Genomic DNA, 20,754 nt, shown 5'->3' with positions numbered 1-20,754 from the left:
CACGTCTCACCCGCAACGGATCAGGACATGCCGTCAATGTCGTACGTGTGGTGTGTGTCGTCCCCGCCACCTCGGACGAGAACCGCGCCGGGTGTCGTCGGCCCGGCAGGGCTGGTCATGGGTGCGATCCAGGGAAGCGATCGGGGCAGCGGCGACGACGGCACGGCCCGCTCAGGGGGAGCGGCGCCCCGGTCGATCCGATCCGACCCGACCCGACATCGAGGACGTTCAGGCCGGCGACGGCCTCGACGATCGGCGGCGAGACTGAGTGCCCTTGCGGCCGCAGGCAAGGGGGAACTCGCCACGACGACAGTCCTCACATGCCGAGCCGATCGGTGATCCCCGGTCCCGCAGGCTCCGCATCCGGTGGCGGGCCGTCGCGGAAGATGTCGGCGAGCAGGCGCATGGCCGCCGGGCCGTCCGGGTTGATCAACACGTCCGTCGCTGCGGGTAGCAGGCCCACCAGCTCCGCCGCCGACACCCGACGCCACAACGGCGCCTCGATCCGAGCCCGGTTCACCGCAGCGGTCGCCACGACGACACAGGGCACGCCGTCCGGCGCCGCCGCCACCAGCGGACTCCCGTCCTGTGCCACCGGAACCTCCAGAACGGCGTTCCACAAGAGCGGGACGATCTGGTCGCTCGCCGTCACATCACCGGTCAACGCCAACCGGATCGCCGCATCCACCGGATCAGTCGGCACCTCCGGCCCACTCGGCTGATACCCGGGATTCGGCTCGAACAGACCCACACCTTCGCCCACGCCGAGCGGCCACGCACCCACGATCGCCTCGGGGGGCGGCGCTGTCGTGTCGTCTCGACGTCGCCACTCCGGCGACGTCAGCACCACCCAGTTCTGCCGATCATTCGCAGTCGTCTCGGGCCTGTGATCATTCACCGCGTCGTGCTCGTTCCTCGTCGGTGTGCCCACCCGCCGTCGGCGTGGCCGGGTACGACACGGATTTCCTCGGTGGACTGTGCTGCCCTCGGCGGCCGTGCCGGGCGTGTTCTCGTGGCACGCGGGCGAGAACCAGAACAGGGCGGGAGAGCCGAGGATCGGCCGACCGGATCGGCCCTGCCGAGTCCTGGTCAGAGCCCGTCGCCGCCGTACCGGCAGAGGCAGGCGGCCGACTCCTGTCTGCGTGCGGCCGGATCATCGAATTCCCTCCGACACTGTGCGAGGCCTCGGACGATTCAGTGGCTCCAGGAGCGCCGCCGACGGCCTCCCGCAGCCGCTGATCCTGCCGTATCCGAATCCGGTGGCGACAGACACCGTGCCCAGTCGCACTCAGGGCTGCCCGAACGGGCAGACCACGCTGCCCGTTCGCTCGTTGCCTACCGACATGGCGCCGTCCGACCCTGGCGCCGTCCGCGGAGGCTCCGCTCACCGGACGTCCTGCGGCCGGACGGCTCGCATCAACCCGAGCCGTCCGGACACTGCGGGACGCGTCCTGTCCGATCATGCTCGACCCTCGTGCCGCGCGGAGGGCCGCATCGGATTCAGCTCGGGCTCGACGCCGTGACGTCGGGACTCGCACCCAGATAGCCTGCGTACTTCGGGTCCGACGTGATGTGCGCAGGCAGACAGAGCAGCTGCGGAGCTGTGGGCCGAGTGGGCCTGCCGCCCGCATCCGGACCGACCGACGGCGCGCGCTGCGGCAGGCTGACGATCTCCGTGCCGCCGGACGATCCGCTGCCCGTGCGCCCACGGGGGTCGCCGACGGGAGCCGGGTTCTCACCGCCCTGTTGATCGCCTGCCAAGCCCGACGGGTCGCTGGCGACCACCGGGTTGGCGACGTAGCTGTAGGGATTGGGCGCCGGTCCGAGCCCGCGCGGATTCTTACTCAGATAGCGGCCGGTGGTCGGGTCGTAGTAGCGGTGCCGGTGGTAGTGCAGGCCGGACTCGTCGTCGTGGTACTGACCGGGGAAACGCAGCGGCGTCGGCGGTGCGGCGTCCCCGCCGAGATGCCTGCCCCACAGCGTGTGATGGGCGTGCCAGGCGATGCTGCCGTCCTCGTCGACGAGTTCTGCGGGGGAGCCGGCCAGGTCGGTGACGATGTGATGGAACCGTTCGCCCACCCAGTCCTGCTCAGCCGCGTCCGGCCCGACGGCGGTGGTGCGTTCGAACTGGGTCAGGACGCGGAAGCCGCCCGGTTCCCAGTCCCAGGCGATGACCAGGCTGACCAGCTCGCCGTCCGAGTTCGGGGCGGTGTGGATCTGTTCGACGATCCGGTCGCCGTCCCAGCTGAAGTCGACTCGCTCCAGGACCGTACCCGCTTCCAGGCCGTCCAGTCCCACGCTGCGCCGCTCCTTGCGGATGCGCCTGCCCTCGGTGTCGTAGCGGTAGCGCCAGTGATCGTCCTTCGGGGTGAGCACGTCGGTGAGTCGATCGAAGGAGTCCCAGGCGTAGTGCCATTCCTCGACGACCTCGCCGTCTCGGGTCACCTTCCGCGCCACCACGCGACCCTGCGCATCGTGCTCGTAGGCGACGCTTCCCGCGCGGGTGATCAAGGTGCCGGTGTAGGTGCGAGGTCCCTGACTGGTCGTCGAGGGCATTCGGGTCATGGCGGCGACGTCCGGCCGCTCGTCGGTGTCGGCGACGTCGGCATGGGTGATGTTGCCGATGTGGTCGTAGGCGTACGCCTCGGTCCAGCCCGAGGCCTCGACGGCCGTGACCCGCCCGCGGGTGTCGAGGGTGAATTCGCGAGGCCCGGAGAGCTGGTCGGTCACCGCGACGACCCCGCCGTCCGCCTGATACAGATAGGCGCGACGCTGCGAGACCGACGACCCCCTGGCCACGCCGTCGACCAGGATCGCCGTCGTCAACGCCTGGGAACGGAGCCGCTGGTTCCCCTCCCAGGTCTGGGTGAGCGTGGCGTTCGGGCCGAGGGCCCGGCGGGTCTGGTCGCCCGAAGCGTCGTGCTCCAAAGAGATCGTGTGCCCGTCGACGGTCAGGCTTGCCGGGCGGCCTGCCGCGTCGTAGCTCCAGACGCTCTCGAGACCCACCGGGGTGGTCCGCCGCACTCGGCGGCCGACCGCGTCGTAGCCGAAGGTGCTCGTCGCGCCGTTGCAGGTCTGGGAGATCACCCTGCCGAGGCCGTCGTACTCGAACGAGGTCTGCACGCCGGGGCTGCTGGTGCCGATCACCCGGCCTGCCGCATCCCGGGTGTAGACGGTGGTGACCCCGTCCGCGACCTCCTCGATGATGTCGCCTGCCGCGTTCCGGACATAGGTGATCGTCTGGCCGACTGCATTGGCCTTGGCGACGATCCGGCCCGCCGCGTCGAATCCGTAGTGCAGCGTCCGCCCGTCGAAGTCCGTCTCGGCAACCAGGTTCCCGGCTGCGTCGTAGTCATAGGTCCACGTCAGGCCTGCCGGGTCGGTCACCGAGACCAGCTGCAGCTCGGAATCGTAGTCATAGCCGGTGCGGGCGCCGTCCGGCGCGATCCGAGCCGTCACCAGGCCGAACGCCCCGTACTCCGCGCGATGAACCTGGCCGAGGGCATCGACGTGCTCGACGCAGTTGCCCTCGCCGTCGTGACTCCAGCGCTCGGTTCGGCCGTTGGGCTCGGTCACCCACGCGGCCAGGTTCTCCATGGTCCATCCGTAGCGGGTGACGTTCCCCGCGGCGTCGGTGGCGGAGACGACCCGCCCCAGCGCGTCCAGTTCGTAGTTCGTCCGGTTGCCCAGTTCGTCGATCCGTGCGGTCAGCAGGCCGCGTGCGTCGCGGAGCAGACGGGTCACACCGCCGAGGGCGTTGCGGATGGTCGTCACCCGCTCGACCTCGTCGTAGTCGTAGGCGGTCGTCGCGCCCGCAGCGTCGGTCTCTGACAGGAGCCTGCCGAGTCCGTCGTACTGCCAGTGGTGGCTCGCCCCGTCCGGTCGGGTGACGCGGACCGGCCTGCCGAGTTGGTCGTAGCCGGTCTCGGTGCGTCCTCCGTCGGGGTGGAGGACGGCGACGAGATTGCCGTCCGCATCCCATTCCCGGCGGGTGATGTTTCCGAGCGGGCCGATGTCGGTGATCAGCTGATCGTGGCGGTTCCACTCGAAGCGGGTGGCGTTGCCGAGAGCGTCGGTCACGGCGACGACCTGACCGAGGTCGTTGTACTGATAAGCCCTCGTCGCGCCCGCTGCGTTGGTGACGGCGGTGAACATCTGCCTGCGGTCGTGATGGAAGACGGCGCTGGCCCTGTCTTCGGTCCCGGCAGCGCGGACACAGCGGCCTTCGGCGTCGTATTCGTAGCGGTACCAGGTCGCGGCCCGGTCCTGCCTGCCGGTGATGCGCTGTTCGGCGTCGTAGGCGAACCGGTACGCCGACCCGGCCGAGTTGATCACCTCGGTGAGGTTGCCCGCCTCGTCGTAGCCGTAGCGGGTGATCGTCAGTGGTTCGGCATCGTCGTTCGCGTGCAGTCGCAGCCTGCTGATCCGCCCGTCGGCGATGTCGATCGACACGCGTTGACCCGCACTGTGCCGGAGAGCTGCGGGCATGCCCTGGGCGTCGTGCTCGATCGCGATGTGGTGCCCGCTCTGGTGCTCGACGGAGATCAACGGGAGGCGGTCCTCGCTGCCGGGCACCGCGGCGAAGTACGACAGCCTGCCCTCCGCCCGATCGCCCAACACGTGGACACCGCTGTCCGTCAGCGTCAGCGGCAGTCGGGGGCCCGCCAGCGGCAGGGCGGGCACGCCCGCCTCCAGCGTCGGGTAGTGCAGCACCATGCCGTCGGGGGAGAAGTACCGGAGTCCGTTGACGTGGTGCTCGAGGCGCTGGTCCAGGGTGGACGCCCAGGAACTGCCGAAGAGGCGGCCTGCCCGGTAGGACGAGACATGGGTGCGGGTCAGCACCACCGGCAGCCAGCCTGGCAGGTCGAGATCGGTCTGGCTGAGGATCACGTCCCCGGTAACGACGTCCACCGGGCCGGATTCGCAGAACCGGCCGTCCTGCGGCACGGCCCTGCTGCGCGGCCCGTCCGGCAGACCGAACATGTCGGCGGAGCCGAGGCCCGCGGCCTGCTCGCCCGCAGGCGCTCCCTCGCGGAAGGCGACGGCGTCCAGCCGCATCGCGGCGGGGCCGTCCGGGTTGATGAACAGATCGGTCTCGGGGGGAAGGAGTTCGACGAGTTCACCGGCCGTCACCCGCCGCCAGAGCGGAGCCTCGACGCGGCCTCGGTTGATCGCGGCGGTGGTGACCACCACACAAGGCACGCCGTCGGGAGACGTCGCGATCAGCGGTGTGCCGTCGTCGGCCACCGGCGTCTCCAAGGCCGCGTTCCACAGCAGCGGCACGATCTCCCCGGTGGCCGATTCATCGCCGCCGAGCGCGAGCCGGATCGCCGCGTCGGCGGGGTCCGTCGGGATCTCGGGACCACTGGGCACATAGCCGGGATTCGGCTCGAAGACGCCGAAACCGCCCTGCCCGTCGTACGGCCAGGCCCCGACGATCTCGTCCGGCGGCGGTGACTCGCCTTCGACGTGCTGCCAGCTGGGGGAAGGAAGAACCACCCAGTGCTGCAGGCCTGTGGCGGGCTCGTTGTCGGTCACCGTGCTGTGCTCCGATCTTCATCCAGGTCAGGCGGGCTGCGGGGTGTTGTCGCCGAAGGACGTCATTGATGCGGGTATCTGTTGAACCGTCCCGGCGCGCTGCTGCTCTCGGCGTCGACCTCGAGGCTTGACGTCGCGTGCGGACGATCGGTCGCACCGCCAGGACCGCTGGCGGTCGCGTTGGCCCACGCCGTCGTCGTCGGCGCATAGACGTCGTGCTTCGAGTCGTTGCTCTTGCCGAGTGCATCGGCGAAGTCCTTGCCTGCCTTGCCTGATCCGGTATCACAGGACACCAGGAGAAGCGGGTTCTCATTCCCGTTCATGGCGTTCTTGTACGTCTGGTGATTGCTGAGGAGCTTGTGATATTCGGCGCCGGAGAGTTCGACGTCCATCTTCGCCCCGCCGGGCCCGATCGCGGCCTCGACGATGAACTTGTCCTTGCTGCCATGTGCCAGCGCGGGGAACGGTGTCGATCCGAGTGGGGAGTTGATCGCCCACGGGGCCGGCTTCGTGGCGTTCGGATTCTTCGAGTCGTGTGGCCTCTGTTCGTATTTGAACTTCCAGTCCTGATTTGGTTTCGCACCCCAGATCGTATCGGATTTCACGTCTTGCTTCTGTGACGGGAAACCGACGCCGAGCGGCCGGCCGTACCTGTCCTTGATCGTGTGCTCGGTGACCTTGTCGGCGGAGAAGTTCTTGCTGAAGAGGCCGAAGCTCAGCGACGGTTTTCCGGTGATGGTGGGCGGATTGGCCCCCCAGGGGCCGGGCGTGGGGGTGGGCGCCGCCGGAGTGGTCGGGTTTCCGCCGAGACCGGGCATCGTGCTGCCGGGGGCCGACCGGGGCTGATTGACGCTGCCGGAGGTGTTGATGTCGGGGGCGCCTCGGGAGGTGTCCGGCGTGGTGTTGCTGGGCGAGACGCCTGGTGCGCCTCCGCCGCCGCCTCTGTTGGTCGGCCCGTCTGTGCCGTTGGGTGTGATGGGGGGCCCGGTGTCGCCGCTGCCGCTGCCTCGGGTGCCGTTGGGGGTGACGGGTGGTGCGTCGAGGCTGCGGGCGTTGTGGTTGTTGCTGGTTTTGATGTTTTTGAGGCCGTTGGTGGCGGTGCTGAAGTCGTCGCCGAGTTTTTTGAGGAGGGGGGTGAGTTTGGACATGGAGGTGGTGAGTTTGGTGATGAGTTGGGCGATGGTGGCGGCGGTTTGGGCGACTTTGGCGACGACTTTGGGGATGACCCAGATGAGTCCGATGCCGAGGGTGAAGAGGACCTGTAAGGCCCAGGAGACCATGGAGCCGACGACGTCGGCGATGATGTCGCGGACGGCATCGCGGACGGCGGTGACGACTTCGCCTGCTTTGTGGATGCCGTCGGCGGCGCCGCCTGCGGCTGTTCCGGCGGCGAGGATGAGGTTGGCGGTGTCGGTGGCGCGGTCGCGGTAGGCATCCGCTGCGGCGCCGGTCCAGGTGGTGACGTCGGATTGGATGAGGTTGCCGAGTTCGGTGGAGACGGAGTTGACTTCGTCGGCGACGTTGGTCCAGGTGTCGGCGTGGGAGCGGATTTCGTCGGGGTTGCCTGCGAGGGAGTCGAGGGCGTCGGAGAGGGGTCCGACGTGTTCGATGAGCCAGCCGACGCCGTTGGAGATGATGGTGGCGAAGGGATCGAGCGCGGACATCACCAGATCGGCGGTGCCGAGTCCTGCTTCGAGCCAGTCGCCGTTGCCGATGGCCTGGTTGGTGGAGTTCACCGACTCCACCAGCGACAGACCCGACGTCGACGTCGTCGAGTCCACCACATCAGCCACTAAAGGATTACCCATCGTCCATCCCTCTCTGATGCTCGTCGGTCCGTCGAGCGGACAGGCCTCACCGGTGGTCGCCTCGCCTGCTCGGCAGGCAGGCACCGCGCATGCGAACCGGCATCATCCCAACCGGCACAGTCGGGTGGTGAACCGCCACAGTCGCCCGCCCGTGCCTGCCCCCGCCGGAAGCGAATAAGGCCGTCGCTGCCGTTCCAGACTAGAACCGGTTGTATCCGGCGGGAATCCCGTTGACGCGATCCACCGCGATGACGGCCTTGTTGTCCGGCATGACCCCGTGGCTCGCCAGGCTGTTGGGGGCGTAGACGGACCGGTAGTCGCCGCTCTCGTGTAGTGCGTTGGCGAACCTCGACGCCCCTTCCCTCCCCGGCGAACCCGTGTTGCACGACACCATGAGGAGCGGGTTCGTGTTTCCTGCCATGCGGTCCTGGTAGACCCGGTTACTGGTCACGATCTTGTGGTACGACTCGGGCGTGACCGTGACATTCTCCATCTGGTTGTTCGGGCCCGTCGGAGTCTGGACCTGGAACTGGTTTCCGCCCGAGTGAGCCATCGCGACGAACGGGCGGGAAGGACTCGGCTCATTGGCCCACGGGGCCGTACGCTCCCAGTACCCGGTCGGGCGGTCTTGGGGACGGTCGCGGGCGATTTCGAGGTTCTTCCGGTCCCAGTGACCGTGGTCCGCGTTCGCCCAGTTCTGCTGGTTTCTCGCGTCCTCCGGTTTTGTCGGGAACCCGATTCCCAGCACTCGGCCGTTTTTGTCCCGCAACGTGTTCGAGTACACCGTGTCGAGGCGGAATCGTCGCCTCAACGGCGGCCCGGTGGGGTCGGCGGGGTTGCGGACGAAGCCATCGGTGAAGTGGTTCCACTGCGCCCCGGCTGGTCGTGAGCTTGGCGCGGTGGAGGGGCCGCCCAGTCCCGGGGTGGTCGGGTTGCGATCCGCCATGGGTGGGAAGTCGAAGCTCCGCGCGGCGCTGGGGCTGAGTGCGTGGGCGCCGTCGTCGAGTGAGCGCGAGGTGTTGCCGCCGGGCAGGCTTCGGGTGCCGGTGGGGCTGATGTCGGGTGCGCCTCGGGTGCCGGTCGCTCCGTCGGGGCTGCTGCCCGAGATGTCGATGTCGGGTCGTGGGCTGTCTGCGGGGTTGTTGTCGGCGGTGATGGGTGGTCCGGTGTCGGGGGTGGTGCTTCGGGCGGTGGACGGGGTGGTGGTGGGTGCGTCGAGTGCGCGGGGGGTGTGGTTGTCGCCGGGCTTGATGGCTTTGAGGCCTCGGGCGGCGGTGGCGAAGTCGTCGCCGAGTGTGCCGAGCAGCGGCTTGAGCCGGTTGAGGGAGGTGGTGAGCTTGGTGATGAGCTGCGCGATGGTCGCGGCGGTCTGAGCGACCTTGGCGACGACCTTGGGAACCACCCAGATCAGCCCGATGCCGAGAGTGAACAGGACCTGTAACGCCCACGAGACCATCGAGCCCACGACGTCGGCGATGATGTCACGGACCGCGTCACGCACGGCCGAGACGACCTCGCCCGCCCTCTGGATGCCCTCGGCGGCGCCGCCCGCTGCTGCTCCGGCGGCGAGGATCAGGTTGGCGGTGTCGGCGGCCCGAGTCCGGTAGGCGTCGGCGGCCGTACCGGTCCAGGTGGTGACGTCGGATTGGATGAGGTTGCCGAGTTCGGTGGCGACGGAGTTGACCTCGCCCGCGACGTTGGACCAGGTGTCGGCGTGGGAGCGGATCTCGTCGGGATTCCCCGCCAACGCGTCCAGGGCATCCGACAGCGGACCGACGTGTTCGATGAGCCACCCCACACCGTTGGAGATGATCGTCGCGAACGGGTCCAGCGCGGACAGCACCAGATCCGCCACCCCCAGACCGGCCTCCAGCCAGTCCCCGTTCTGAATAGCGGTGTTGGTCGAGTTCACCGACTCCACCAGCCACAGACCCGACGTCGACGACGTCGAATCCACCACATCAGCCACCAAAGGATTACTCATCGTCCGTCCTCATTTTCTGCTGGACCCCTTCTCCCACGCCAGGGACCGGGAAGGTGTCTTCGATATCGTCTGCGTGCTGTCGCTGCCCTACCACGGAGAACGAGTCGGAGCAGCGAGTCATCAGATGCCGATCACCCGGGGCGTTCTCGGGAAACGAGCGGGAAAGCGGTGACCCGCCGCAGAATGGGGAGGCCAGGTCGCCCTTGATCGGGTTGCGTCAGGCTGGCACCGCTTGAATTCGCCATGCGTCGTCGCGTTCTGTTCCATCCAGATGACGCTCAGATCTGGACCCTGGCCCGGAACCAGACGACGAGGCATGACCTCGAACTCGCCAGGTCGTCGGGGGCGTGGACGGACCGGTGGTCGCCGGTCGCGGGTAGCGGCGAGGTGTATTCGATCGGTCCCGACCGTTTCGGCGGGGATCAGGTGGACGATCACACTCCGCCTTCGCACGCGAACCGCCACCTCACCCGCACCTTCTGATTGACGACGACACCTGATCAACCGTGATCGGGGATGGTAGGACCGCAGTGCGCCAATCCGCTGTTCGCCTTCACGCCTTGCCTCTACGGGCAGTCATTGCTGCCTCTTCGGCCGGTGAAATCGCGCATGGGCGTGTCGGATGTGCCCGACGGGCCGCCCTCCGCCGGTCCCTGGGCGGCGACGATGGTCGCCGAAGGTCGGCGAGTCCGACCGCTAGGCTGGGTCTTGTGATATGGACCGTCGACGTACCGGTCGAGACCCTTCCGTCGCTGCCCCCGCTTCCCGCAGAGCTTCGGGACCGGCTGGACGTGGCGTTGTCGAAGCCTGCCGCCCAACAGCCCGAATGGCCCGACCCGGAGGCGGTCGGCAAGGTGCGCGCCGTGCTGGAGAGCGTGCCGCCCATCACCGTCCCCGCCGAGGTCGATCGGCTGCGCACCCAGCTCGGCGAGGTCGCCGAGGGCCGGGCCTTCCTCCTGCAGGGCGGTGACTGCGCCGAGACCTTCGCCAGCAACAACGAGCCGCATATCCGGGCGAACATCCGCACCCTGCTGCAGATGGCCGTGGTGCTGACCTACGGCGCGAGCATGCCGGTCGTGAAGCTCGGCCGGATCGCGGGTCAGTACGCCAAGCCGCGTTCCGCAGGCATCGACGCGCTGGGCCTGCCGTCCTACCGGGGCGACATCGTCAACTCGCTGGTCGCCTCGCCGGAGGCCAGGGTCGCCGATCCCTCTCGGATGATCCGCGCCTACGCGAACGCGGGCGCGGCGATGAACCTGGTCCGGGCCCTCACCGGCGGCGGCATGGCCGGGCTGACCAAGGTGCACGACTGGAACAAGGACTTCGTGCTCAACTCCCCGGCCGGTGAGCGGTACGAGGCGCTCGCCAACGAGATCGACCGGGGCCTGCGGTTCATGGCGGCCTGCGGCGTGCAGGACTCCAACCTCCAGACCGTGGAGCTGTTCGCCAGCCACGAGGCGCTGCTGCTGGACTACGAGCGCGCACTGCTGCGGCTCGACGACGGCAAGCTGTACGACCTGTCCTCGCACTTCCTCTGGATCGGCGACCGCACCCGGCAGCTCGACGGCGCGCACATCGCGCTGGCCGAGCTGCTGGCGAACCCGATCGGACTCAAGATCGGTCCGACGACCACGCCGGAACTGGCCGTCGAGTACGTCGAACGGCTCAACCCGGAAGGCATCCCCGGCAGGCTGACCCTGATCAGCCGGATGGGCAACGCCAAGGTGCGGGACATCCTCCCGCCGATCGTCGAGAAGGTCACCGCCTCCGGGCACAAGGTGATCTGGCAGTGCGACCCGATGCACGGCAACACCCACGAGTCGAGCACCGGCTACAAGACCCGCCACTTCGACCGGATCGTCGACGAGGTGCAGGGCTTCTTCGAGGTGCATCGCGGACTGGGCACCCACCCCGGCGGCATCCACATCGAACTCACCGGCGAGGACGTCACCGAATGCCTCGGCGGCGCCCAGGACATCACCGACTCCGACCTCGCGGGTCGTTACGAGACCGCCTGCGACCCCCGACTGAACACGCAGCAGTCCCTGGAACTGGCCTTCCTGGTCGCGGAGATGCTGCGGGCCTGACCGGATGCTCCGTTCGCGAGCCGTGATCACGGCACGACGGAGTACTTCAGGACGAGACGGCGACCCTGGCCGAGAGCGGGGTCACCGTCTCGTCCTGGCAAGGAGTGGTCGTGACGGTGCTGTACCACTCTGTGGTCATCGGCCGAAGTATCGGCGGACGAGCTGGTAGACGTCGGCCCGCGTACTGATGGTGATGATCAGGATCAGCAGCTTCCCATCGTCGATGGTGTAGCAGAGGCGATGGTCGCCGACTCGAATACGGAGAACGCCAGGTAACTGGACAGCGCGGTGCAGCCATGCGGGCGGGGATCTTCGGAGGGGTCCTCGATGGCGTCTTCGATGTTCTCGGCGTGCTTGCGTTGTTGCTTCTCAAGTCTCTTCAAATACTTGTCTGCCGCAGCAGTCAAGGTGATCTCCTGTGACACTCAGGAATCCCGGCGCTCCGTACGTCGCACGAAGGGAACGGTGCCTTCGGTGCCGTCGGCCAAGCGGCGTCGGATGGCTTCGACGGCCTCGCCGTCCAGCAGATCCTCGATGTCTTCGAGCAGTTCAGCTGCGGCGACCGGCACCAAAGCTGCCGCCCTGCGGCCATGCTTGGTCAAGTACACCGTTTCGCCGCCGTAGCTGACACGGTTCGTCACTGGTCCGAGTTCGTTACGTGCGTCAGTCACGGCCATCTCGACGCTGGTCATGTACGTAATGTGCATTTTCACTGGTTCGGTGCGCAAGTCAGGACACCGGTCCGGCTGCTTGTCCGGGTGGGCCTGGTTGGTCTCGGGGCGGCTCGGCTTGCGGCGAGGCCGCCCCGCCCCTCGAAGCGTCGCCGTCGTGACGAAGCGCCGTGTCCGAGGCCCCCGTCGAGCCGTCTGAGAGCGGCCCGTGGAGGGCCGCCCCGGACGTCCGGCAGTTCTGGTCGTGGACGTGGTCTCAGTCCGCGGCCCTGTCCAGCGCGGATCGACCGCCCGGCCGGGCGATGATCACAGTCGTCGCGGCCCCTTCGGGTCGGAAGGGGCCGCCGTTGCCTGCTGCCGGACCGGCCGGCGGAGCCCGGTCCCGCAGGCGGGGTCTCGACGATCTTCGCCCGATCAGGCCGCCGGAGACTCGGCTGCGGCCTCGGCCTTCTCATACTCGTCCAGCTTCGCCCGCAGCTCGGCCAGCGCCGCCGCGCTGGTCTCGACGAGCTGTTCCAAGCCCTCCTCCGTCGCGATCAGATCGATCCCGTCCGATCGCACCGCGCCGAATCGAATCTGTGCCTCGTCGCCGACGATGTCGACGGAGACACGACAGCCGCCTTCCAGCTTCACCCACGCATCGACACTGATTCCGGACATGCTTCCACCCCGTTCAGTCGAACCCTTCCGATTGAGTCAGACTTAGTCTGTCTGAGTCTGACTCAATCAGACAGTGCTCAATCGGGTGATCCGTCGTCGATGGCGGGCCGCCGCGACGGCGTGTCCGTCCATCGTGGCGGTGCGTCGTACCGCCGTCGCACTCCGTAGAGTTCACGCATGGCGCGAGCATTGTTGAACCCGATGGCCCAGGCTGCGGGCGCCGAGCTGGCCAGGCACCGCAGAGCAGTGCCGAAGATGAGTCAGCGACGGCTCGCCGAACTGCTCGACCTTCCGCAGACCGCGATCGCGCGATGGGAGAAGGGAACTCGGGTGCCGAGCGCGAAGGACGCGAACGCCTACCTGACGGTGCTGGGTGTTCCGGCCGAGGAGCGGGATCGGGTCCTTCGTGTCCTGGACGACGCCCAGTCGGCGAGCCAGCTCTCCACCGGCATCCCGGGGGTCGACAAGGAGATCCACTCGCTGCTGCACTACGAGCGGACCGCCGGCCGGATCGTCGACGTCTCGCCGTTGATGGTTCCGGGTCTGTTGCAGACCGGTGACTACGCCAGGGCGATCATGACGGCGGCGGAGGTCCCCACCTCGGAGATCGACTATCGAGTGAAACTACGGGTCGGGCGTGCCGAGGTGCTTCAGGGTGCCAGGCCGGTGCAGCTGACCGCGATCATCGGCGAGGGAGTCCTGCGGCAGCCGATCGGCGGCTATGAGGTGCTGCGTGGGCAGCTTCGCCACCTTGTCAACCTCGCGCGCTGGGACAACGTGTCGATCAGGATCATCCCTGCCGACTCCGGTTGGACACCGGCGAACGAAGCCAAGTTCCAGCTCTTCGAGTTCCCGGTGGCCGTTCCCCTCGTCGCGCTGGACAGCCTTCTGAGCGTGATGTTCGTCGTGGATGCCGCGCAGGTGGCGGGCTACGCGCGAGCTGCCGCTAGCCTGAGTGCCACCGTGCTCAGTGAGCGGGAATCGTTGCGCCTCATCAGGCAGCGTCTGTCCGAGATGGAGGGATGACGTGATCAGAGACGACATCGGCCGGTGGCGGAAGTCCAGCCGCAGCGCGGGAGCCAATTCCTGCGTCGAGGTCGGTCAGGCTCCGGGCGTCCTCGGTATCCGCGATACGAAGAATCGGGCGGGCGGCACGCTCGTCGTCTCTCGCGTCGCCTTCGGTGCGTTCCTTGGTGCCGTCAAGTCCGATCGGCTCGGCTGACGCTCGACGACGGCCGGGCCTTTCCTGTCGGGCGGCCTCGGCGCGCAGGCGTCTTCGGTAGCGTCTCTGCCCCTATTCCGCCCGAAGAGTCCGAATCTGTGATCTCGTGCGTCGGGATTCGGCGTTGCTCCGTTCGTGTCGCAGGCGACCGTCATCGGCGACGAATCGCCTGGTCGCGAGGTTTGTCCCCGGGCGGCCTTCTGTCCTCGGCGGCGTACTCGGCGTTGCAGGGCTACGCCGTTCGGCCCATTGACCGTGCTCGTGATCTCGTTGTTAACTTTCCCCACCTCGCTGAGAGAGCGCTCTCACAGAGCCGGCGCAGGTGGCGAGTCAGACCCGAGAACCCGTCGGACGATCACATGCGCAGGCGAATCTCCTTCGCCCGGCCGTGACGGTCGATCGTCCGCGAGGGATCGCGACGACCAGGAGGTCGGACCATGGCCAGGGCGACGTTGCCCAAATGGCTGGCAGCGGTGACCACATCCGCGTTAGCCGTCTCAATCCTCGTGCTCGTGCAGGGCACGGCATCAGCCGAGACCGTGTCGATCGGCGCAGGCAGCTACACCACGGACCTGCCTGCCGGGGCGCTCGGACCGTCGAACATCCAGGGGCAGCCGGTCTCCCCGAAGGTCACCGACGACTTCACCGGGCCCGCGCCGACCAACGACTGGTGGTCCTCGCTGATCTTCCAGCGATACGCGCCGGACAACCCGCACGGCGAGAACATGTTCCCGCACCCCTTGGCGTTCCACGCCTGGGGTGACGGCCTCGCCGTGGGCTACCCGAGCTCGTCGAGCATCGTGGGGACCGCCCCGAAATACGAGTACAGCTTTCAGGAGGACCTGAGACTCGGCCTCTCCGGCCTCGCCTCGCCGGACACCCGGGTGGACTCCTACAGCGACTGGACCGTGACCCCGTACTGGTCGGACGGCACCCGTGAGCTGCGGACCACCATCGGCCACGGCCTGCCCTTCGTGTACGCGGAGGGCAGCGGCGGACCGGCCGACGTCGAGTTCAGCGCGCCTCCCGAGGTCTGGCACCAGGAAGGCGGCGTCGTCGGGGCCACGGTCAACGGCAACCACTACGCGCTGTTCGCGCCGTCGAACTCCAGCTGGAGCGAGTCCGGCAACGCCTTCACCGCCGACCTGGGCGGCGACGGCTACTTCTCCGTCGCGGTGCTGCCCGATCCGGCCGACCTGCCCACCTTCCAGGACTATGCCTACTCGTTCGTCACCGGCACCACCGTGAACTGGGACTACGACGAGTCAGGCGCCTCGCTGACCACCGACTTCCAGGTGCAGACCGAGGCGAAGGAAGGATCGCAGACCGGCACCCTGGTCGCGCTGTACCCGCATCAGTGGAAGAACACGACGACCGACGTGACGGACCTGACCTACGCCTCGCCGCGCGGCGAGATGCGGGTGGTCGAGGGCACGGGCTTCAGCACCGCGCTGCCCGCCAACGGAATCCTGCCGAGCCTGCCGACGGTGGACTCCGCCGACCACGACCGCCTTCGTCAGCTCATCGACGAGGAGATCGACCACGAGGACCCGTGGCGCGGCTCGACCGACACCTACTGGGTCGGCAAGGCACTGGGCAGGTTGTCGCAGCTCGTGCCGATCGCCGACTCCATCGGCTACGCCGAGGGCCGAGACCAGCTGCTCGACCTGGTGCGCGGCAAGATGGAGGACTGGCTCACCTACTCCGGCCCCGGCGACTCGGCGCTCTTCCGCTATGACGAGGAGTGGGGCGCACTGACCGGCTACCCGGCCAGCTTCGGCGCCGATCAGGAGCTCAACGACCACGACTTCCACTTCGGCTACTTCGTCACCGCCGCAGCCACCCTCGCCCGGTACGACCCGGCCTGGGCCGAGGACGACCAGTGGGGCGGCATGGTCAAACTGGTCATCAAGGACGCCAATAACTGGGATCGGACCGATGACCGGTTCCCGCTGCTGCGCGCGTTCTCTCCCTATGCGGGACACGGCTGGGCGTCCGGTCACGCGGGCTTCGGCTCCGGAAACAACCAGGAGTCGTCCTCGGAGGGCATGCACTTCGCGGGTGCGGTCGCACTCTTCGGCTCGCTGACCGGCGACGACGAGATCCGCGACCTCGGCGTCTATCTGCACACCACGCAGGCCAGCACCGTCGCGCCGTACTGGCAGAACGCGGACTCGGACACCTTCCCCGAGGACTACGCGGCCGACGTGGTCGGCATGGTGTGGAGCGACGGCGGCGACTACGGGATCTGGTGGGACGGCTCCGACGAGGAGCACTACGGCATCAACTACCTGCCGATCACCGCCTCCTCGCTCTACCACGGCCACCGGCCCGAGCACGTGCAGGCGATGCACCAGTCGCTGGTCGACCGGATCGGCGGCCAACCCCAGGTATGGCGCGACATCCACTGGGCCTACCAGGCGATGGGGGACCCGGCCTCGGGACTGGCCGCGTTCGAGTCGCAGTGGCAGACCTATGAGCCCGAGGCAGGCTCGTCCAAGGCACACACCTACCAGTGGGTGTCGACGCTGGCCGAGGTCGGCAACGTCGACGCCTCGGTGACCTCGGACGCGGCGCACTACGCCGTCTTCGCTGAGGGCGGGCAGCGGACCTACACCGCCTTCAACCCCGACTCCTCGGCCAGGACGGTGACCTTCTCCGACGGCGCCACCCTGGACGTGCCCGCAGGCAGCCTCGCCTCCACCACCGGCAGCGGCGGGGGCGGCCCCGAGGAGCCAGAGGAACCGGAAGAGCCCGAAGAGCCCGAAGAGCCCGGTGAGCCCGGCGACCTCGTGGACGGCAGGCTCTACCTGGGCGGCAACGGGCTGAACCGGACGCCCGGCACCGGCGCCGCGACCGACGTCATCGCCTCGGCGGCGGGCGGCAATCACGATGGAACGCCGCATCAGCCGCTGGTGTACGAGGTCGACGGACTGACCGCCGCGTTCGACGGGGGCAGGACCGAGTTCTCCCTGTTCCTCGATGCGGGAGCGATCGTCGGCAACGGCACGCAGCTTCGCGTGAGCTACGACCTCGACGGAGACGGAACGCAGGACCGGGCCGAGACCTACGGGTACTTCGCCACCGATCCGGTGGCGGGCTGGGAGGAGTACGGCCCCGGCGCTGTTCTGGTGAGTCAGAGCGGCAGTCTTGGTGATCTGGACTCGGGAACGGTGCGGATCGAGGTCTGGAACGCCATCGGCCAGGGACCGACCGATCTGCGGGTGGCCGCGACGGCGACGGAGGGGCTCATCTCCGAATTGCGCATTCCGTTCGCGAACTAGCCTCTGAGGACGGAGGCGCCGCATCGTTCTGGCCTCGGCCCGCCTGATGAGTTCTGATGAGTACCACTAGGCGCTTGCATACTCGTTGAACATCCGAAACCCCCTGTCCGAGTGGATATCTGCCACTCGGACAGGGGGTTTTCGTCGAGATTGATTCACAAGGAATTGTCGTAGTTGATTCGATCTGTCGCCGCGGGTTTCCTGACCACGACATGCCTTCACCTCTCGACCTGAAGGAGAGCCGTGCCCACTCGCCGCGAGATGCTGACCGCCGCTCTGAGCGTCGGAGCCTGGATGGTCGTCGGGTCGCCGGGAGCCGCGTTCGCCGCCGCTCCGGTCACTGCCGCACCGATCGGTGGAGCCCCGGACGCTCAGACATCGGGGACCGGGCTCGAACCCGACTCCGACGCCGTCATCCGACCCGAGGCCTTCGACCACGTCGGCGTGTTGTTCCCCGCCGACGCCGGAACCAGGATCGACGAGTCGGGACGCACCACGATCGGCCGGGTCCGGTTCGAGACGAACGGAAGACTCGGGCCATGGCAGGCGCTGCGCCCCTCGGCCGAGGCCCCCGACCACGTGCCCGCCTCGGCGTCGGATCTGGTGCTCGCCCCCTCGGGTGCGACAGGGTTCCAGGTGGAGATCGACGACGGCGTCGGTCCGTTCGAGCCGGTGGCCGTGCTTGCGGGACCCGCCGCCGCCGACACCTCGGCCCCCCGGCTGCTGCCGATGCCGGGTGCGACGCTCCAGGCCATCAGCCGCGCGGGCTGGGGAGCCGACGAGTCCCTGCGCACCTGGCCCGCCACGTTCAATCCGGTGCAGTGTCTGACCGTGCACCACTCCGCCATCGAACTCGAAGCGGACCGGACTGCCTCGGTCCGGGCCATCTATCGGTTTCACGCGGTGGACCGGGCCTGGGGCGATCTCGGATACCACCTGCTGATCGACCCGGAAGGCCAGGTCTACGAGGGCCGGTTCTCCGGCTCGGACACGATGCCGGTCTTCGACGGCATTCCCTCGGTGGGCGCGGCGCGCTCCGTCCTCGCCGGGCACGTCGGGAGTCACAACGCGGGCAACATCGGTGTCTGCCTGCTCGGTGACTTCACCGTGGAGCCGCCCGCCGAGGCGGCGGTGGACGCCCTCGTGGAGACGCTCGCCGCGCTGTGCCTGCTGTGCGGGCTCGACCCGACCGGCACCACGCACTATGCGAGTCCGACCGGCGACGCGTCCAGGACGGTGCCGACCATCTCCGGGCATCGCGACTGGTCGGTCACGCAGTGCCCCGGTGACGTCTTCGCGCCCACGCTGGACGAGATCCGCACCAGGGTCGCCGCGCTCGTCGGCTGACCGGCGCGGCTCGATCAGCCCGACGCGCACCCCGGCTGGCCCCTGTGGACGCAGTCGTGCGGCCGCAGAGACTCACCGGTCTGTTTACTTGCCATCCCGGCTATCGAATCCTGCCGGGTGGGCCGCGCTCGCTCGCGCCGCAGTTGCGCCGAGGCCGCGCGCCGCACGGGGTCGCGGCGGGCGGGTTCGACATCCGGAGCACGGTGCCGGTCTCGGCGTCGGACGGCCGCAGGCATCGGCAGCCGATCCGGTGTCACGGCGTCCGATCAGCCGTGGCCCGGCGTCCGTTCGACCAACGCCGATCGTCCGGAACGCGAACTCTGCGAGACGTCTGATGTCGACCCGCGCCCGCCCGCCGCGACGAGCCCGCCAAGGCCGCTTCCTGCGGCGGAAGGCCTGCTGCCTGCGGATTCGTCGATCCAGCCTGCTCGGACCACGGACCGGGGAGGGACGGCCGATCAACGGCGGAGATCGACTTCGGGGTGTCGATCCGGTAACGCGTCTGTCAGGGTGACCTCCGGTGGCACCCCGCCGCGACGGCTCGTCGAAAGGAACCCCCATGCGTCTCTCCGCCCGGTCGGCACGACCGGCCCTGGTGATCTCTCTGCTCGTCGCGGGCCTGACCGCGCCGATCGCAACCGCTGCGGCCGGCGAGAAGGGCGACTCCGGACAGCCCGACGTGATCGCCCACCGAGGCTCCTCCGGCGTCGCCCCCGAGAACACCCTCGCGGCGATCACCACGGCGCGCGCGCAGGGCGCCGACTCCGTCGAGGTGGACGTGCAGCGCACGGCCGACGGCGAGCTGGTACTCCTGCACGACTGCACGCTGGAGCGGACGACCGACGTCGAGGAGGTGTTCCCCGATCGCGAGTCCTACGCGCTGAGCGACTTCACCACCGACGAGCTGGCTCGACTCGACGCGGGCTCCTGGCTGTCGCCGGAGTTCGAAGGCGAGCCGATTCCTACCCTGCGCGAGGGCATCCGGGCGCTGGGGCCGCGCACGGACCTGCTGCTCGAGGTGAAGGTGTGCGAGGGCGAGGAGGGGCTCGGCCAGGCGGTGGCCGACGGGCTTCGGGAGATCCCCGGCTACCTGCGGCGTGCGGTGGCCACCGACTCGCTGGTCGTGCAGTCCTTCGATCACGATGAGACCCGCGAGTTCCACACCGAGCTGCCGAGGGTTCCGGTCGGGCTGCTCTTCAGCGCCCGTCCCACGGACGCCGAGCTGGCCGAGGCGGCCACCTGGGCACAGCAGGCCAACCCCCGCTACACGCTGACCGATCAGGCGCTCGTCGATCAGGTGCATGCACTCGGGCTGGAGATCAACGTCTGGACCGTCAATGCGGAGTCCGACATGCGTGCGGCGGTCGAACTGGGCGTCGACGGCGTGATCACCGACTACCCGCAGGTCCTCCGCGAGATCCTGCGCACGAGCTGACCTCGACGAAAGCGTGCAAGAGCCGCCCGCCTGCGGTGCCGTCCCCCTCGGCGTCGCAGGCGGGCCTGTGGCGGGCCTGGCGGGCCGGGCCGATCAGCGGGTCGACCCGGTCGGTCACTCCGGCTCGGCGACGGGGTGGATCGACGACTCTTCCGCGGTCTCGGACGGCTCGCCCCGCCACGCCGGGAAGTCCTCGGCGGCCTCGCCGGTCGGCCCGGCATCGGAGGGTTCGAGCTCCATCCCCTCGTCCGGTTCGACCCCCTCCTCCAAATCGACGTCACCCTGACTGATCGTGCCCTGATCAAGCGGGTAGTCGACGGATTCGTCGTCGACCGAGGTGTCGAGATCCTCCATCGGGACGTCGGCGGGCGGCCAGTCCGGCGCATCGTCACGCGGCCGCTCCGGTTGTTCGGCCGCGAGGCGCTGATCGAGCGTCTCCCCCTCGACCATCTCGCGTGGCGTCACCCCGGTCGCGGTCGTTCTGGACCAGCGCTCCGGCGGCTCGACGCCCTTCTCCAGCGGGTCGACGTCGAGCTCGTCCTCGTCCAGCTCCTCCGACACCGACAGGAGCTCCTGGTCACTGGCGCCGGGCTGCGGCAGCTCGGGCTGGTGGCGTTCGCTCATCGCGCTCCTCCTGGATCGGCGGCTGCATCCGACGGGGGTACCCCCTGCGATGCCGGTCCATTCGTCGCGTACCGGCGCCCCGCAGGCCTCGCCT

Annotated in this window: 15 protein-coding genes; 6 read left to right on the top strand and 9 right to left on the bottom strand. The window is 68.7% G+C overall.

The genetic code is table 11. From position 1 onward, the window contains the following. Positions 1–316 precede the first annotated feature (316 nt). The 4 genes from UA75_RS25495 to UA75_RS25475 form a co-directional block, all read right to left on the bottom strand. On the bottom strand, positions 317–898 hold the full coding sequence (locus UA75_RS25495; RefSeq protein WP_198044208.1) for a type VII secretion system-associated protein: 582 nt from the start codon (positions 896–898) through the stop codon (positions 317–319). 602 nt (positions 899–1,500) lie between these two features. Next, positions 1,501–5,538 carry a type VII secretion system-associated protein gene (locus tag UA75_RS25485; RefSeq protein WP_075742414.1) on the bottom strand — a complete coding sequence of 1,346 codons (4,038 nt, stop codon included), beginning with the start codon at positions 5,536–5,538 and terminating at the stop codon, positions 1,501–1,503. A gap of 62 nt (positions 5,539–5,600) precedes the next feature. After that, positions 5,601–7,274, bottom strand: a complete 1,674-nt coding sequence (locus UA75_RS25480) for a putative T7SS-secreted protein (RefSeq protein WP_157434433.1) — start codon at positions 7,272–7,274, stop codon at positions 5,601–5,603. Positions 7,275–7,545: 271 nt separating this feature from the next. Next, positions 7,546–9,330 carry a WXG100 family type VII secretion target gene (locus tag UA75_RS25475; RefSeq protein WP_157434432.1) on the bottom strand — a complete coding sequence of 595 codons (1,785 nt, stop codon included), beginning with the start codon at positions 9,328–9,330 and terminating at the stop codon, positions 7,546–7,548. A 710-nt stretch (positions 9,331–10,040) separates the two neighbouring features. Here UA75_RS25475 and UA75_RS25465 point away from each other — a divergent pair. After that, positions 10,041–11,417 (top strand): class II 3-deoxy-7-phosphoheptulonate synthase, encoded by a 1,377-nt coding sequence (locus UA75_RS25465; protein WP_075742410.1) that lies wholly within the window; start codon positions 10,041–10,043, stop codon positions 11,415–11,417. Positions 11,418–11,552: 135 nt separating this feature from the next. On the opposite strand, the gene UA75_RS35230 is transcribed toward UA75_RS25465, so the two are convergent. From UA75_RS35230 to UA75_RS25450, 4 genes are all read right to left on the bottom strand, one after another. Then, positions 11,553–11,675, bottom strand: coding sequence for a type II toxin-antitoxin system RelE/ParE family toxin (locus tag UA75_RS35230; protein ID WP_404800000.1), 123 nt, complete (start codon positions 11,673–11,675; stop codon positions 11,553–11,555). Next, positions 11,621–11,842: a hypothetical protein gene (locus tag UA75_RS34765; RefSeq protein WP_232237434.1), complete on the bottom strand. Its 222-nt coding sequence runs from the start codon at positions 11,840–11,842 to the stop codon at positions 11,621–11,623. Before UA75_RS34765 ends, UA75_RS35230 begins: the two co-directional genes overlap by 55 nt. After that, entirely contained in the window at positions 11,843–12,109 is a 267-nt protein-coding gene (locus UA75_RS25455) for a type II toxin-antitoxin system prevent-host-death family antitoxin (protein ID WP_075742409.1), read from the bottom strand. A 393-nt stretch (positions 12,110–12,502) separates the two neighbouring features. Then, a complete protein-coding gene (locus UA75_RS25450) occupies positions 12,503–12,748 on the bottom strand; it encodes a hypothetical protein (protein WP_075742408.1) in 246 nt (81 codons plus the stop codon). A 177-nt stretch (positions 12,749–12,925) separates the two neighbouring features. Here UA75_RS25450 and UA75_RS25445 point away from each other — a divergent pair, with 177 nt between their 5' ends. The 5 genes from UA75_RS25445 (at position 12,926) to UA75_RS25425 (ending at position 20,036) form a co-directional block, all read left to right on the top strand. Continuing rightward, the gene (locus UA75_RS25445; RefSeq protein ID WP_083683600.1) at positions 12,926–13,774 is read left to right on the top strand and encodes a helix-turn-helix domain-containing protein; all 849 of its coding nucleotides are present in this window, start codon (positions 12,926–12,928) and stop codon (positions 13,772–13,774) included. A 1-nt stretch (position 13,775) separates the two neighbouring features. Further along, positions 13,776–13,970 (top strand): DUF397 domain-containing protein, encoded by a 195-nt coding sequence (locus tag UA75_RS25440; RefSeq protein ID WP_075742406.1) that lies wholly within the window; start codon positions 13,776–13,778, stop codon positions 13,968–13,970. A 437-nt stretch (positions 13,971–14,407) separates the two neighbouring features. Beyond that, positions 14,408–17,254 (top strand): glycosyl hydrolase, encoded by a 2,847-nt coding sequence (locus UA75_RS25435; protein WP_083683599.1) that lies wholly within the window; start codon positions 14,408–14,410, stop codon positions 17,252–17,254. Between the two features lie 243 nt (positions 17,255–17,497). Continuing rightward, positions 17,498–18,601 carry a peptidoglycan recognition family protein gene (locus UA75_RS25430; protein ID WP_157434430.1) on the top strand — a complete coding sequence of 368 codons (1,104 nt, stop codon included), beginning with the start codon at positions 17,498–17,500 and terminating at the stop codon, positions 18,599–18,601. A 559-nt stretch (positions 18,602–19,160) separates the two neighbouring features. After that, positions 19,161–20,036, top strand: a complete 876-nt coding sequence (locus UA75_RS25425) for a glycerophosphodiester phosphodiesterase (RefSeq protein ID WP_075742404.1) — start codon at positions 19,161–19,163, stop codon at positions 20,034–20,036. A gap of 114 nt (positions 20,037–20,150) precedes the next feature. Here the strand turns inward: UA75_RS25425 and UA75_RS25420 are convergent, their stop codons facing one another. Then, positions 20,151–20,660: a hypothetical protein gene (locus UA75_RS25420; RefSeq protein ID WP_075742403.1), complete on the bottom strand. Its 510-nt coding sequence runs from the start codon at positions 20,658–20,660 to the stop codon at positions 20,151–20,153. Between the last annotated feature and the right edge of the window lie 94 nt (positions 20,661–20,754).

Origin of the sequence: Actinoalloteichus sp. GBA129-24 (assembly GCF_001941645.1) — a bacterium.
Taxonomy (GTDB): Bacteria; Actinomycetota; Actinomycetes; order Mycobacteriales; family Pseudonocardiaceae; genus Actinoalloteichus_A; species Actinoalloteichus_A fjordicus.
Note: the sequence above shows the minus strand (reverse complement) of the source record. Positions and strands in the feature narration are given on the sequence as shown.